Origin of the sequence: Lacticaseibacillus suibinensis (assembly GCF_003946175.1) — a bacterium.
GTDB classification, from domain to species: domain Bacteria; phylum Bacillota; class Bacilli; order Lactobacillales; family Lactobacillaceae; genus Lacticaseibacillus; species Lacticaseibacillus suibinensis.
Map to the genome: position 1 here is coordinate 13,742 of NZ_RHOK01000026.1, position 11,068 is coordinate 24,809.

Genomic DNA, 11,068 nt, shown 5'->3' on the forward strand with positions numbered 1-11,068 from the left:
CTCACACATAGTAAATGGCACGGGTATCATGGTCGCTGTATTCGACCAGCTCAAACGTTTTGTGAGCAACCACGCCAATGTCATCAGTCCATTGGTCGGTTGGCTTGCGTGTCGATACTTGACGCTGAACGAATCCGCCTAGGTCTTTGCTCATCTCTGAATGCAGATGCCCCGTGAACAGTTCGCGATTCTGTGCTGTGCCTAACATGAAGCCAAACTCATCAAGATACTTGGCCAGATAGTTGTTCTTGCCCTTGTCTCCGTGAGTGGCACCAATGAAGTTATGGCCTAGCATTGCGCCTTTGTAATGCTTCAGTGATATATCCCAAGTGATGTTCGGCTGATTGCTGTAGGCACGTTTCAATAACCGTGCAAACATATATCCAACTGACGGGTCGTGGTTTCCGGCGCAATACATGACCTCACACTCATTGGCGTTCTTAATGATTGCTTCAATCAGTGTCTCGAAGTATTGATCCATTTCGTTCACAGTCTCGCCTAGGTCAGTTGTTTCGAGCTGTGTGCCCTTTGCTGTGGTTGAGTTGATGTTATCCACATGAGCCAGATCACCGCCCAGAATGAGCAATATCTTTGCATAATGACCACGTTGAATGATATCCAGCTGCCGTTTCAAGGACTCTGCATAGATATCGAACGTATGACCGTTGAAGTGTGTGTCAAATGCGGGAATGACAAGATATCGTTCTGACGGCACAAAAATAGGAGCCTTAGCTTGATACGGCTCCTTGTGTGTGATGATGTCATTCATCAGGGATTCATATTGTTCCGCATCAACCAGCGGTCTAATTTGTATCTTGCTTTGGTACATAGTAGCTTCGGGCGTCTGCTTCCAGAAATTGCTTGTGGCGCGTACAAGCTCCCACTTGGTGTAGTCATACCCGTGGGCTTCTAGCACCTCTCTAGGCGTCATTTTGTGGCCCCTGACGACTTTTAGAATTGTCTCACTAGACTGTGTACCATCTGAGTCATATTCATTAGGCATTGGTGATTGAAACTCAATTCCAAGCCGCCGCGATTTCTTCTGAACTGCATCGTAGCTAATTCCTAGCTCGTCTGCTGTCTCGCGTCTTGTAAGGCCTTCAGAGGCGAGCTTGCGCATCGTTCCGATTTGTTCATCTGTCCATTGCATCTACTCGCCTCCTAAAATATGTATAAAAATAGCACCTCACCTTAGCGAAGTGCTTTAGTCCGGTGCTTACTCCACGTGAGAGGTGGGAATCGAACCCACGCATTGCCTGCCTGATGACGGGGCGCTTTTCCACTTAGCTACTCTCACTCCTTGTTGACACGAATCCTAGATACCGCGCTAGGCCGCTAACGGTGGCGCCACCATCCGATGTAAGCGTGTCTTCCTACACTGGCCATTTGTGTTGCTCGCTCCCCCGTCAGCCGGGATCGTCGCAAGCTATGCTCCGCGCCGGAATCGAACCGGCAGCCATGTACGGCTTCCACATCGGAGCTACCTATCCACAGAAAGTAGGTGCGCCATCACCCCATCGCTTGGGCACAATACCATAATACTGCACTAGGTATCGTTGTTGTGTCGCTTCTTCATCGCTCTTGTGTCGCTCTTGTGTCGTTATTTACACTCCGGAGCGCTCATCTCGACAATATTCTCCAACTTAACCGCTTGCCACTGACCGTCATCAATCGTGAGCACCACACCGCCTTTGTCACCAGCGAGCCAGCGCTGAAAGTCTGCCCGCTTCATGACCACGTTAGATGAAGCGTAGTCGTCCACCCAACCGCCATCGTCATCTTCTTTAGGCCGCCATACTCTAGCATAAACCGTGATGTACTCGCTATCAACCATCATCGCGAACAGTCCTGTATACCAGTAGCTCGCTCGGAAACGGCGGCCAAACCTCTGCGAATGCCACCAGTGCTTCTTCTTTAGCGTGATAATAAGCGGTGTTGCTCATCGCCATCCGCTCCATCAGTGCCTCTGCGGTTAGTGGTCGCCCTATGTACAGACCGCACAGGATAACCTTGGCCTCATCGCTTTCGATGCACTCAATCGCGCGTCGCACCCGATCCACAAACTCTTTGTCGCTGAGGTGACTGATAATACGTCGCTCGGTTGTGTTCTCGACCGTTTCATTGCGCGGCATTCCATCTAATGACGGAGATTCCAGCCCCAGAACGTCCGCTCGCTTTGCCTTCTGTTCTCGGTGCCTAAAGTCGCCTAGCAGCCGCTCAGCATTCTTTGCAGTTTCTTCGTGATCAAGCAGTCGAAAGTATGTCTGTACCAGACGCCCCATACGCCACACCCCTATGATAGAATAGATTTGTCAGAAATATTATGAGCGTGCCAATAATGGTGCGCTTTTTTGATATAATGTTGTAAGCACTCAAATCGAGTGTGCTAACTACAGCCGCCAGCAATGGCGGTTTTTATTTTGGCCTTTCCCAATTAGCCAGATAGCAAGCGCGGTGAGGCCGATAATTGTAGCAACGATCTCGAGCCAGAACTTTATTCCGAGATAATCATATAAGCTCATTTCTCCGCCTCCATTGCTCGGTCTAGATAGTGTCGCAGGCCGTTGTCATTAACATCGGATGATCGATTGCCCATCAGGTAAGCGGCAATTTCTGACGCCCGATTATTCGATTTAGCAATTGCTACTGGTACGCCGTCCAGGCAGATCACCTGGTTCCAAGCCGCATTGTATTTCTTCACCCTGGTAATTGTTATTTCAGGTTGTTTCATTTCTCCGCCTCCCCAAGTGCCGCGCGCCAGCACCCGACGATAACTGCTAGACCATTGCGAGTGAACTGCATCGTCATAGTGCGGTCGGGCTTACCGTGTTTTACCTGCTTAGCCGTGATGGTGTATATACCGTCAACCGGTCCAGTTAGTATCACGCTACTTGCGACATAGCCCTTTTGCGGCAAGGCCTCGTTTTCAAAATTCATTTCTTCGCCTCCGATTTCACGATTTCGCCGGTTTCCTCAACGCGCCAGACACCTAGCACCCATGCAGTAGCGAATGTGTCAGTGTTGTGAGCTACCCAGATCAAAACGCCATTGGGTTCTGTTCTGGTGATACCTAGGTCACGTACCATGCCAAACACATCAACAAGATCGCGATGGTATTTCCACAGATTTTTAATATATTCGCCCACCGCTTTCGGAATCACCTCGATCTCATCTGGCAGGGCGGCGGCGTAACGAGTAGCATAATTTACCCCTACCTTAGTGGCATCTTCCAGCGGCCTTAGCCCGCCATTCTGGTCTATCGTGTTTGCTAAGTTCCTAATTAATTCCCATTTCATTTCCTCGAATACGTCCCGCTTCGTCTCAGTCATTTCTCCACCTCAGGTAGATTGCGGCCACACATCGGGCATCGCTGAATTAGAATGCGCAAGTTGATGTGCGGTTCATGCCCGTCATATTTGTCACGCATCAATAGCTGATCATCCACGATCCTGACCATGTAGCGTCCAGTGTCACGCAGGGGCTTAGGGTTATCGTCGCGGCAGTACGGGCAATCTGCCTGTTCTGCGTTGTCCAGTGCGGATGCGTAACGCTGTCGTGCCTCATTCACACATTCAGCAGCTAATGGGTCTTTAAGCGCCTTTATCATGTCGAGATAATACTCGAACACGTCCCGCTTCGTCTCATTGCTCATCGTCAGTCACCTCGTACGGATACATGTCTTCGCCATCGTAATAAACGTTCATGGCAATTGTTTCTGCCTCTGCCTCACTCTTGAAGCGATAAAGAGGATCTCCCATTGTTACCGCGAAGTCTCCAATAACGGCCTTGTGGCGCTTAGACAAGTTGTCAAAGTAATAGTCAATGATACCGGCTTCTTCGCCTCTAACAACCCATGCCATCGTCAGTCACCTCCACAGGTGTGATCGCCTTGACCCATCCCGGGGCTGCGTCGATGTCGGCATGGGTGACGGTGTATCCATGTTTGACGGCATCTTCAGTGCCTAAAGCAATTGCGTCAGGCCGCCAGTTTTCAGTTCTTTTGATTGCGTAATATTGAGCGTTTCCGTGCATCTGAATGTTGTGATATTCAGTGCCAGGCATTGGTAGGACGTAGCGCTTCGGCTTCTCGACCGTCCAGCCGTTGACGTAGGCGCGCATGAGGCGGTCTTGAATGTGTGTGCGGTTTAAGCTCCCATAGTCGTCCCAATGCTCATCCACATAGTCAGAGATTAAACCGGCACCGTAGTTGTCGTCTTTCAAAGCCTCTTTTAGCATCTTCGCTTCATTCTGGCTCACCACTTCTGGCTCCGGCTTCTCGACTAGCTCGACCACGTGGCCGCCGTGCTCTTTGATGACACTATCAGCTCTTTCTTGGTATGCGGTAACAGCGCATTCGCAACTACCATCGCTCCAAAAACCATCGTAAGCTTCGAAGTCCCACCACTCGCCATTGTCGTTCTTCACTGCATATAAGCTCATTTCGATACCTCCTATTTCAGCTCGTCGACAACTACAGTGCTCATGTCGCCAATGTAGATGTTGTGCTTGCGGTTCTTCTGGTCGATGTATTGCAAGTCACGGTCTTTGTAGCTGATGTCAAATTTGCCCTTCTGGGAGAAAATCACTTTCCCCTCGGCGTTGTACACCTTGATTTCACGTTCAAGCCCGTTGTTGACGTTGCTCCCAATGTCCTTCGTAAATCTATTCCACGATGCACAACCAGAAAGGCCAGCAACCATCACCAACCCTGCCAATGCTAAAGCAATCTTCTTTTTCATTTCGATACCTCCTAGAACGGCAAGTCTGAGTCGGAGATGTCCAACTGCTTGCCATTGCTTGCGAACGGGTCATTTGACGCCTGTGATGCCGTTTGAGCCGGCTTCTGCTGGCTCTGGTAACTATTCCCACCAGTCTGTTGCGGTGCTGTCTGCGGCTGATTTGTGGCCTCTGGGGTGGCCTGCGTGCCTTTCGGTTCCAGCAGGGCGAAGTTATCGACCACTACTTCGGTCACATACACTTTGGTGCCGTATTGCTTGTCGTAGCTTCGTGTCTGGATATGGCCTTCTACGCCCACCAGCGATCCCTTGTGCGTGAAGTTAGCGAAGTTCTCCGCACTCTTGCGCCAGATAACGCAGTTGATGAAGTCTGCTGTTGGCTCGCCGTCCCGCTTATACTGCCGGTCAACCGCCAAGGTGAATGTGCCGACTGCGGTGCCGCTCTGCGTGTAGCGGAGATCAAGCTCGCGCGTGAGGCGGCCTGTTAGTGCAAGTGAATTAATCATCGTTTTCCTCCCTAGAATGGCAGCGCCATGTATGCGCCGACCGTGTTCTGTTCCTCCGCAGAGAGCAGAGTGAACGCCGTTTGTACGTCAGATGGCACCCGCGCATCACCAATCCACAGCCGACCGTATACCTCGAAGATTGATTGGTCAGGGAACTCGTCACGCTGTTGTGCCAAGTAGTTCACTACTTTTATTTGCTTCTCGTTTAGTACGTCACTCATCAATTTCGTATACCTCCACGCGCGGGTTGGCCTTGTCGATAAAGAACCTGTCCCGCAGCTCCACAATGTTGTCCCAGTTGTCATTGGTCAGGAAACCAGCCGCCATCATGCCGTCAAACACAAACTTGTGCTGAAACGCGATGTTGTCGGGGTCTGTTCTGCGGTTGTACCAATACCAATCGAACCGAAGTGGCTTGCCCCAGTCGAAGTGAACGCCATCCCGCGCTGCTAGTTTCGTGTACTGGGCCGCCAGCATCGTTGCCTGTTTTTTGACCTTGGCCCCGCCGAAGCGATTGCCACGCTCACAGGCTACGTACTGGTTCAAAGTCATCAATGGCATCGGGATCATCACCATTTTTTCCGTCATGCTTCACGTCCCACTAGCACCAGTAGTGTCAGCATCAGGTTAGCGCATAGCATCAGGAAGTACGCCTTGAGCGGGCTACCGTACCAGAAAAACCAACTGCCTACCGCAATCATCGCGATTGCCAGCACTACCATCACGAACTCAAGTCCCTGCTTTACTTTTTCAATTTTCATTTGTGCTTATTCCCCCAAACTACGACCAGCACGGCCGTTTCGATAATCAGCGCCGCATAGATCAATGCCGGCATGTTTTTACAACCCCATCAACCTCTGATGGCTTGATTTTGCCGTCTTCGGCTTCGAACCAGTTGCCGGAGCGAAAGATGCCCCATTCGTTTTGCTCTTCGTCTTGGAAGGCGTACTTGACGATGTGCCGCTTTCGCGCCGTGTCGATTTTGGCGATGTACTCAATGCTGCCGTCTGGCTTGAGCCACTGGAGGTGGAAGTGAGGCCGTGTGTCAATGTCACGACCACGCCGAGCGGCAACTAATAAGCTCGCGCTGATGCCTAGCTTATCAGCCGCCTGCTTCATGGTATAACCACGATTTGCCAGCGCTTGAAGCTGGTCACCAAGTCGCCGATACTTTTCTTTGCGGGCTTTATTCTTGCCTTGGATCACTTTATTTTTGTTCCGCGGTAAAAAGCTCTCTGCGTAGATTGGGTCGCCCGTTTTGACTTTGCCGTCAAGGTGCTTCTTCCCCACCACGATCAGGCCAGTATGTGTGGCTTTGATTTGCTGGCGGGTAAGCTCGCTTGAGTGGCTCACGTCCAGCAAAACGGAGTTCTCGTAGTTCTTGCGGATAACGCCGCTAAACCCGCCCCAGTTTTCTTTCTTGTCGAAGTCGGCGCAGTAGTAGCGCACCAGCACCGTGTCACCAATTTTCAATTCTCGTTTCGTCATGCGTCATGCTCCTGTCTTAGCTTGTCAAGCTCAGCCAACTGGGCTGCCAGATCAGCTTTTTCGGCCTCTGTAGCCTCTTGCTTAGGTGCTTTGTAGTCCTTAGCCATCCACTCCGGAATGGCCTCCTGCCGCTGGGGCTTTCCGTAGCGCGATTGCTGTGGCCGCGGAGCGTTTGCCTTGGCGGTTTCGGCATGTTGTTTTGCTTCCGCCTCTGCTTGCTCGACTGTCGAAATTCCAGCGCCACGATAATGGCTCAGGGTCTTTTCGAGATAGCCGTCAGCGGACTTGGCTTGTACAGCCCGCCTTGCCGCATACGAAATCACCCAGCACACGAGATCATCGCCAAACTCCTGTACCCAGTTGACCAAGTCGCCTTGAGCAATGGCGTTTGGAAAGCCCCAGACTTTCTGCCACTCGGTGAAGGCATTAGTTTCGTGCGCGCCCCCGTCTGACAGACTGTCTTTTGTCTTGTCTTGTTTAGTCTTGTCTAGTCTTAAGTACGTGCTACTGTTTTGCGCACTCCTTTGCGTACTGTTTTGCGCACTACTTTGCGCACTCCTTTGCGTACTGTTTTGCGCACTCCTTTGCGCACTATCTGACGTAGTGGTTAAATCGACCACTCGGTAGGTGGAGGCTTTGGTGCCGTTAGATTTGAAATCAATCAGCCCTGACTGCTTAAGCACATTTCGAGATTTACTAATCCCGGTTCGGGATAATCCAGTCAACGTTTCGAGTGTTCGATTTGGCATATTGAATTCGCTTGGCCAGCCTAGCTGGTTACATTGGTATACCAGCGCATGCCACATTGCTATTTGTCCTGTGCTTAGCGGATTGACGCTTTGCCGAATGTAGAACTCTCGAAGTAGCAGATAGATGTTCATTAACCCACCTCCAACGCGTATAGATCAGTGATGCCGGTGAGCTTCTTGGTGGCGCGGCAGTACTCGCAGTGACCGCACCGTTTCGGTTCAATTTCGCCGTTCTTGACGGCCTCAATGCGTGGCTGTTCATCTTCAATGCGATGCAGCCAATAGTCGAGCAACTCTTGTGGAATGCTGACAATCGCCTTATCTGGCGGGTCTTGCTTGCTGACGGCGACAATCAGTGGTGAGGCGTTCGCTCCATACTGTTGACGGATGAGCTCCTGATATACAGCCATCTGGAGTGGATAACGGTAGGCCTCGATGAACGAGCCATAGGCGCTGTTATCCGGCACCCAGTACTTCTTGTAGATGTCTTGGGTGGTCTTTAGATCAACGAAGTACTTGTGGTTATCCGCCAAGCAGTCGAGCTTGCCCATCCACTCAACCCCGCCGATGGTTCCGGTCACAATGGCTTCCTTTTCGCCCTGATATAGGCGGTTAAAAGTATCATCGCTTGCCAGCGCCTCAATCATCTTGTCGGCCTGTTGGTAAGGAGCCTTTGGCTGGCCCCTATTCTTTCCGGTGGTGGCCAAGATTTCAGTATGCTCATCGAGAAATTCCTGGTGCGCAGCCGGGCTCTCGAAGTAGCTGTGCAGGTAGTTGCCGACCAGCAAGGCTGTAGGGTCACGTTGGGGTTCCCACTCGCCTTTGAGCTGGGCTAGTGCCGCCGCCTCGCACGCCATGAAACCTTTGAATTGTGTGGCTGATTGATAGTGCCAGTCAGCATCATTGCTGTAATAGTTCGCCTTGTTCAGGCTGAACGGCGGTCGTTGTGGTTGTTGCTTCGGTGGCTGTTTCAACATCTGGCTTCACCTCCTGCTTTGCCGGTTCCGCTTCGATTAGATCATCGAGCTTTGGTGCTTCGCTCACGTCCTTGCGCCCTCGCTCATGACCATCTGGCTGCTTGTCGTCTTCGGTGTATAGCGCCCCAAGCTCTTGCGGGAACGCCTCACGTAGCGCGTTGACGATTGCCGACTTGCGGATCATCGTTGCTGGCATTGAGCGCCATGTAGCTTGCCCCTTGCTGAATTCTTCAACGCTCAACTCGACGTGTGTATCTTCGCGATCATCACGCTTGATGGTCGCCCATCCGCCGATGAGTTTGTCGCTAGGCATCTTCACGGTGCCATTCAGTAACTGCATATCATCGCCGCGGGCAACGATGATGCCGGCATCCATTCCCTTGTAGTGCGGGTTGGCATTGGCTCGCTTCATGAAAGCCTCTTTGCTAGTGATGATTTGTGCTGGTTTCCCTTGGAACTTGACGAGGTACGCCTCATTCAGGAATGGGTTCAGATGCTGATACTTGGCTAGCTGCATGAACATCACGACTTCTTGGTCAGTGACCTCCGCATTGCCGCTAACCAGATACTTCCGTACCATTGCCGGTGACAGCTTGACATTCTCGCCGTTGGCTTGATACTCGATTAATTCCTTAGATTGTTCTGTCATTTTCGTTTTCCTCCTAGCGTGTGAAGTGCTGGTAGCCGAGGTCGGTCAAAACTTCGATGGGGTCAAACTCCCATACGGTTTCGCCGGTCATCGAGAAGATGTTGTCCGCCATCTGGTGGCGAATAGTCTTTGGCGTGTCGGCAGCGGTGCCCATGTATGAGATCAGCATGTCAAAGCCCATCTCATCGATTAGCTCAACCAAGAACGTCTTGGCGGCTTCCGGTAGAAATGCCCCTTGCAGTTGGTCTGGCATGTCTGGTGTTGAGAAGTACCATTCGCACTGGCCTCGCAGGTCGATGTAGTCATCGCCCACCTTATAGGCCATTGCTGGTTCGATTGCGTCCATATCAGCGCACCACCTTTCGCTTTGGTTGCTGGCGTGTTAAACTGAGATAAATAATGTTTTGTTTAGTTTCTGATGCCTTAGCGGTTGCCTCCGCTGGGGCTTTTTTTGTGTCATGCCAAAACTCGGCGTGTTCTTCCGGGTAGTTGGCCGGATAGCTTGGGTCGATGTCTGGCTCATACCAGTTGAAGAAGTCTGCGGCCGCCTGATGCTTGGCCATAAAGTCTTCAAATACGTTCGTGATATAGATCCATGGGTGTCTCATGCTTCCTGCCTCCGTTTCGGGTTCATCATCTTTCTGCCGGAATTTCGTTCTCGCCAGCGAATGAAGTAGTCTAGATCAACCGTCTGGGCTTCTCCCGGCCCCTCAAACTTGAGTGGCTCACCTGTCCAGCCTTGCTTCCAACGCGTGACCGTTGATGCTGACACATGAGCGAACTCTGCAAGCTCTTTGGCTCGCATCAGCATACTTACCTTTCGATGCGTTGGCCTTTTTCGTGCGATGGCTTGTTGCCGCTGTACGATGGTCGGTTCCGGCATCTGCTTGAGTTTCCGCAGGTCTGTTACCTTTTCTGTGACCATGTCATGTCCTCCCTTCTGATGTAGTGCATCTTGACGTAGGTTGGCATGCGCTCGTGTAGTAGCTCCGCCAGCGTGGTATCTAGCCGGTCAGCTCCTGCCGTGAGCACCGTCAAGTCCATCATGGTGCTGTCCAGTTTCTCGAACAGGTAGGATATCAGGTCTTCCCGCTCTCGCTCGCTAAGCTCCTCCGGATTGGCTAGTATCATGCGGACGTGATTAACCTTCAAATACCGCTTTTCTTCGTCTTCCTCGAAGTCGTCATAATCCAGTAGTGATGACATGTTGGTTGGTATCTTGGAGCCGGTGAACGACTTGATGAGGCCAAGCATGAGGCTTCCAAGCTCTTGCGAGAATTGGTCATCATCGAGTACATGTGCCATGCTCACCGCATCGTCTGCGCTCACTGGCGCGTTGTTGACGTAGTTGTTCACGCTACTCTTGCCCTTCCCCATCATGGCCGCCAGCCAACGCTGTGTGCCATCGGTGCGGCTAAGCGCCGCCGTTAAGTTACTTCCAATTTTGAGTTTCATGCGATCTCTCCTTGTTTGGAAAAGTTCCCCCGCCCGTCCAATCGCTACTCGCTTACACTTAAGTTGGCAAAACATGTATGCCTTGACTAGATACTGGCGACCTGTTCGTCCATCTCTTTCTCTTCATCGCTTTCAATCAGCAACAGCGCGCTGTCGATGAAGTGGTCTGACTTCCGTTCGAGTTGCTTGATGGTGTAGTCGCGTCCTGCGCTCTGGAAGTACTCGTAGATCACGGTGATTTTCTCCTTGCGGTTCATGACGTCACCCCCTTTCGTTCTTTGAAATTTGAATACTTAGTCTCTCCTTCAAGTGAGATAATCGCTTTAAAGGAGGTGATTATGATGAATCTAGAAGAAATTGCTAAGCGAAAAGCTCAAGAAATACTGACGAGTAAGGGGATCAATGTAACGTGCCCCTTTTGCAAAAAAGATTTCTTAGCCCGCTCTATGAATGTTGAGTGCCCTCATTGTCATAAGACGCTCGATGTGGAATTTAACTTAAAGTAGTT

General features: G+C 51.3%; 25 protein-coding genes and 1 tRNA gene. 1 reads left to right on the forward strand and 25 read right to left on the reverse strand.

The window, feature by feature from the left end; genetic code table 11:
• Position 1 precedes the first annotated feature (1 nt).
• The 25 genes from EKM90_RS11060 to EKM90_RS12910 all read right to left on the reverse strand — a co-directional run bounded on the left by EKM90_RS11060 (position 2) and on the right by EKM90_RS12910 (position 10,817).
• Complete coding sequence (locus tag EKM90_RS11060) at positions 2 to 1,150, reverse strand: GcrA family cell cycle regulator (RefSeq protein ID WP_125582629.1); 1,149 nt, start codon at positions 1,148 to 1,150, stop codon at positions 2 to 4.
• Between the two features lie 74 nt (positions 1,151 to 1,224).
• A tRNA-OTHER gene (locus EKM90_RS11065) sits at positions 1,225 to 1,297 on the reverse strand.
• 303 nt (positions 1,298 to 1,600) lie between these two features.
• Entirely contained in the window at positions 1,601 to 1,837 is a 237-nt protein-coding gene (locus tag EKM90_RS11070) for a hypothetical protein (protein WP_125582631.1), read from the reverse strand.
• A complete protein-coding gene (locus tag EKM90_RS11075; RefSeq protein WP_125582633.1) occupies positions 1,827 to 2,282 on the reverse strand; it encodes an ArpU family phage packaging/lysis transcriptional regulator in 456 nt (151 codons plus the stop codon). Before EKM90_RS11075 ends, EKM90_RS11070 begins: the two co-directional genes overlap by 11 nt.
• 108 nt (positions 2,283 to 2,390) lie before the next feature.
• Positions 2,391 to 2,522, reverse strand: a complete 132-nt coding sequence (locus EKM90_RS13140; protein ID WP_263852874.1) for a hypothetical protein — start codon at positions 2,520 to 2,522, stop codon at positions 2,391 to 2,393.
• A complete protein-coding gene (locus EKM90_RS11080; RefSeq protein ID WP_125582635.1) occupies positions 2,519 to 2,731 on the reverse strand; it encodes a hypothetical protein in 213 nt (70 codons plus the stop codon). The genes EKM90_RS13140 and EKM90_RS11080 overlap by 4 nt, the downstream gene beginning before the upstream one ends.
• Complete coding sequence (locus tag EKM90_RS11085; RefSeq protein ID WP_125582637.1) at positions 2,728 to 2,937, reverse strand: hypothetical protein; 210 nt, start codon at positions 2,935 to 2,937, stop codon at positions 2,728 to 2,730. The genes EKM90_RS11080 and EKM90_RS11085 overlap by 4 nt, the downstream gene beginning before the upstream one ends.
• Positions 2,934 to 3,329, reverse strand: a complete 396-nt coding sequence (locus tag EKM90_RS11090; RefSeq protein WP_125582639.1) for a hypothetical protein — start codon at positions 3,327 to 3,329, stop codon at positions 2,934 to 2,936. Before EKM90_RS11090 ends, EKM90_RS11085 begins: the two co-directional genes overlap by 4 nt.
• Positions 3,326 to 3,652, reverse strand: coding sequence for a hypothetical protein (locus tag EKM90_RS11095; RefSeq protein WP_125582641.1), 327 nt, complete (start codon positions 3,650 to 3,652; stop codon positions 3,326 to 3,328). The genes EKM90_RS11090 and EKM90_RS11095 overlap by 4 nt, the downstream gene beginning before the upstream one ends.
• Positions 3,642 to 3,860, reverse strand: coding sequence for a hypothetical protein (locus EKM90_RS11100; RefSeq protein WP_032790941.1), 219 nt, complete (start codon positions 3,858 to 3,860; stop codon positions 3,642 to 3,644). The genes EKM90_RS11095 and EKM90_RS11100 overlap by 11 nt, the downstream gene beginning before the upstream one ends.
• Positions 3,844 to 4,440 (reverse strand): DUF1642 domain-containing protein, encoded by a 597-nt coding sequence (locus EKM90_RS11105; RefSeq protein WP_125582643.1) that lies wholly within the window; start codon positions 4,438 to 4,440, stop codon positions 3,844 to 3,846. The genes EKM90_RS11100 and EKM90_RS11105 overlap by 17 nt, the downstream gene beginning before the upstream one ends.
• An 11-nt stretch (positions 4,441 to 4,451) precedes the next feature.
• A complete protein-coding gene (locus EKM90_RS11110) occupies positions 4,452 to 4,739 on the reverse strand; it encodes a beta-sandwich lipoprotein (RefSeq protein ID WP_125582645.1) in 288 nt (95 codons plus the stop codon).
• 11 nt (positions 4,740 to 4,750) lie between these two features.
• Positions 4,751 to 5,242: a single-stranded DNA-binding protein gene (gene ssb / locus EKM90_RS11115; RefSeq protein WP_125582647.1), complete on the reverse strand. Its 492-nt coding sequence runs from the start codon at positions 5,240 to 5,242 to the stop codon at positions 4,751 to 4,753.
• Between the two features lie 11 nt (positions 5,243 to 5,253).
• Positions 5,254 to 5,427 carry a hypothetical protein gene (locus tag EKM90_RS11120; protein WP_225422843.1) on the reverse strand — a complete coding sequence of 58 codons (174 nt, stop codon included), beginning with the start codon at positions 5,425 to 5,427 and terminating at the stop codon, positions 5,254 to 5,256.
• Positions 5,428 to 5,455: 28 nt separating this feature from the next.
• Entirely contained in the window at positions 5,456 to 5,812 is a 357-nt protein-coding gene (locus EKM90_RS11125) for a RusA family crossover junction endodeoxyribonuclease (RefSeq protein ID WP_164507964.1), read from the reverse strand.
• A gap of 14 nt (positions 5,813 to 5,826) precedes the next feature.
• A complete protein-coding gene (locus EKM90_RS12905) occupies positions 5,827 to 6,003 on the reverse strand; it encodes a hypothetical protein (protein ID WP_164507962.1) in 177 nt (58 codons plus the stop codon).
• A 61-nt stretch (positions 6,004 to 6,064) separates the two neighbouring features.
• Positions 6,065 to 6,730 carry a hypothetical protein gene (locus tag EKM90_RS11130; protein ID WP_125582651.1) on the reverse strand — a complete coding sequence of 222 codons (666 nt, stop codon included), beginning with the start codon at positions 6,728 to 6,730 and terminating at the stop codon, positions 6,065 to 6,067.
• Positions 6,727 to 7,611: a DnaD domain-containing protein gene (locus EKM90_RS11135; protein ID WP_125582653.1), complete on the reverse strand. Its 885-nt coding sequence runs from the start codon at positions 7,609 to 7,611 to the stop codon at positions 6,727 to 6,729. Before EKM90_RS11135 ends, EKM90_RS11130 begins: the two co-directional genes overlap by 4 nt.
• Complete coding sequence (locus EKM90_RS11140; protein ID WP_125582655.1) at positions 7,611 to 8,456, reverse strand: PD-(D/E)XK nuclease-like domain-containing protein; 846 nt, start codon at positions 8,454 to 8,456, stop codon at positions 7,611 to 7,613. The genes EKM90_RS11135 and EKM90_RS11140 overlap by 1 nt, the downstream gene beginning before the upstream one ends.
• A complete protein-coding gene (gene bet, locus EKM90_RS11145; protein WP_125582658.1) occupies positions 8,380 to 9,105 on the reverse strand; it encodes a phage recombination protein Bet in 726 nt (241 codons plus the stop codon). The genes EKM90_RS11140 and bet overlap by 77 nt, the downstream gene beginning before the upstream one ends.
• 13 nt (positions 9,106 to 9,118) lie before the next feature.
• Complete coding sequence (locus EKM90_RS11150) at positions 9,119 to 9,451, reverse strand: hypothetical protein (RefSeq protein ID WP_125582660.1); 333 nt, start codon at positions 9,449 to 9,451, stop codon at positions 9,119 to 9,121.
• A gap of 1 nt (position 9,452) precedes the next feature.
• Positions 9,453 to 9,713: a hypothetical protein gene (locus EKM90_RS11155; protein WP_125582662.1), complete on the reverse strand. Its 261-nt coding sequence runs from the start codon at positions 9,711 to 9,713 to the stop codon at positions 9,453 to 9,455.
• Positions 9,710 to 10,030, reverse strand: coding sequence for a hypothetical protein (locus EKM90_RS11160; protein WP_125582665.1), 321 nt, complete (start codon positions 10,028 to 10,030; stop codon positions 9,710 to 9,712). Before EKM90_RS11160 ends, EKM90_RS11155 begins: the two co-directional genes overlap by 4 nt.
• A complete protein-coding gene (locus tag EKM90_RS11165; RefSeq protein ID WP_125582667.1) occupies positions 10,012 to 10,560 on the reverse strand; it encodes a hypothetical protein in 549 nt (182 codons plus the stop codon). The genes EKM90_RS11160 and EKM90_RS11165 overlap by 19 nt, the downstream gene beginning before the upstream one ends.
• Before the next feature lie 86 nt (positions 10,561 to 10,646).
• Positions 10,647 to 10,817: a hypothetical protein gene (locus EKM90_RS12910; protein ID WP_164507963.1), complete on the reverse strand. Its 171-nt coding sequence runs from the start codon at positions 10,815 to 10,817 to the stop codon at positions 10,647 to 10,649.
• Positions 10,818 to 10,898: 81 nt separating this feature from the next.
• Between EKM90_RS12910 and EKM90_RS12915 the strand changes: the two genes are divergently transcribed.
• Positions 10,899 to 11,066, forward strand: a complete 168-nt coding sequence (locus EKM90_RS12915; RefSeq protein WP_164507796.1) for a hypothetical protein — start codon at positions 10,899 to 10,901, stop codon at positions 11,064 to 11,066.
• Positions 11,067 to 11,068: the final 2 nt, after the last annotated feature.

Excerpts from the sequence above, each read along its gene's own strand:
- EKM90_RS13140 (WP_263852874.1), bottom strand. The coding sequence starts at position 2,522 with ATGAGCTTATATGATTATCTCGGAATAAAGTTCTGGCTCGAGATCGTT.
- EKM90_RS11135 (WP_125582653.1), bottom strand. The coding sequence starts at position 7,611 with ATGAACATCTATCTGCTACTTCGAGAGTTCTACATTCGGCAAAGCGTC.
- EKM90_RS12910 (WP_164507963.1), bottom strand. The coding sequence starts at position 10,817 with ATGAACCGCAAGGAGAAAATCACCGTGATCTACGAGTACTTCCAGAGC.
- EKM90_RS11160 (WP_125582665.1), bottom strand. The coding sequence starts at position 10,030 with ATGGTCACAGAAAAGGTAACAGACCTGCGGAAACTCAAGCAGATGCCG.
- EKM90_RS11095 (WP_125582641.1), bottom strand. The coding sequence starts at position 3,652 with ATGAGCAATGAGACGAAGCGGGACGTGTTCGAGTATTATCTCGACATG.
- EKM90_RS12915 (WP_164507796.1), top strand. The coding sequence starts at position 10,899 with ATGATGAATCTAGAAGAAATTGCTAAGCGAAAAGCTCAAGAAATACTG.
- ssb (WP_125582647.1), bottom strand. The coding sequence starts at position 5,242 with ATGATTAATTCACTTGCACTAACAGGCCGCCTCACGCGCGAGCTTGAT.
- EKM90_RS11060 (WP_125582629.1), bottom strand. The coding sequence starts at position 1,150 with ATGCAATGGACAGATGAACAAATCGGAACGATGCGCAAGCTCGCCTCT.
- EKM90_RS11075 (WP_125582633.1), bottom strand. The coding sequence starts at position 2,282 with ATGGGGCGTCTGGTACAGACATACTTTCGACTGCTTGATCACGAAGAA.
- EKM90_RS11165 (WP_125582667.1), bottom strand. The coding sequence starts at position 10,560 with ATGAAACTCAAAATTGGAAGTAACTTAACGGCGGCGCTTAGCCGCACC.
- EKM90_RS11080 (WP_125582635.1), bottom strand. The coding sequence starts at position 2,731 with ATGAAACAACCTGAAATAACAATTACCAGGGTGAAGAAATACAATGCG.
- EKM90_RS11105 (WP_125582643.1), bottom strand. The coding sequence starts at position 4,440 with ATGAGCTTATATGCAGTGAAGAACGACAATGGCGAGTGGTGGGACTTC.
- EKM90_RS12905 (WP_164507962.1), bottom strand. The coding sequence starts at position 6,003 with ATGAAAATTGAAAAAGTAAAGCAGGGACTTGAGTTCGTGATGGTAGTG.
- bet (WP_125582658.1), bottom strand. The coding sequence starts at position 9,105 with ATGACAGAACAATCTAAGGAATTAATCGAGTATCAAGCCAACGGCGAG.
- EKM90_RS11090 (WP_125582639.1), bottom strand. The coding sequence starts at position 3,329 with ATGACTGAGACGAAGCGGGACGTATTCGAGGAAATGAAATGGGAATTA.
- EKM90_RS11100 (WP_032790941.1), bottom strand. The coding sequence starts at position 3,860 with ATGGCATGGGTTGTTAGAGGCGAAGAAGCCGGTATCATTGACTATTAC.
- EKM90_RS11155 (WP_125582662.1), bottom strand. The coding sequence starts at position 9,713 with ATGAGACACCCATGGATCTATATCACGAACGTATTTGAAGACTTTATG.
- EKM90_RS11140 (WP_125582655.1), bottom strand. The coding sequence starts at position 8,456 with ATGTTGAAACAGCCACCGAAGCAACAACCACAACGACCGCCGTTCAGC.
- EKM90_RS11130 (WP_125582651.1), bottom strand. The coding sequence starts at position 6,730 with ATGACGAAACGAGAATTGAAAATTGGTGACACGGTGCTGGTGCGCTAC.
- EKM90_RS11150 (WP_125582660.1), bottom strand. The coding sequence starts at position 9,451 with ATGGACGCAATCGAACCAGCAATGGCCTATAAGGTGGGCGATGACTAC.
- EKM90_RS11125 (WP_164507964.1), bottom strand. The coding sequence starts at position 5,812 with ATGATCCCGATGCCATTGATGACTTTGAACCAGTACGTAGCCTGTGAG.
- EKM90_RS11085 (WP_125582637.1), bottom strand. The coding sequence starts at position 2,937 with ATGAATTTTGAAAACGAGGCCTTGCCGCAAAAGGGCTATGTCGCAAGT.
- EKM90_RS11110 (WP_125582645.1), bottom strand. The coding sequence starts at position 4,739 with ATGAAAAAGAAGATTGCTTTAGCATTGGCAGGGTTGGTGATGGTTGCT.
- EKM90_RS11070 (WP_125582631.1), bottom strand. The coding sequence starts at position 1,837 with ATGATGGTTGATAGCGAGTACATCACGGTTTATGCTAGAGTATGGCGG.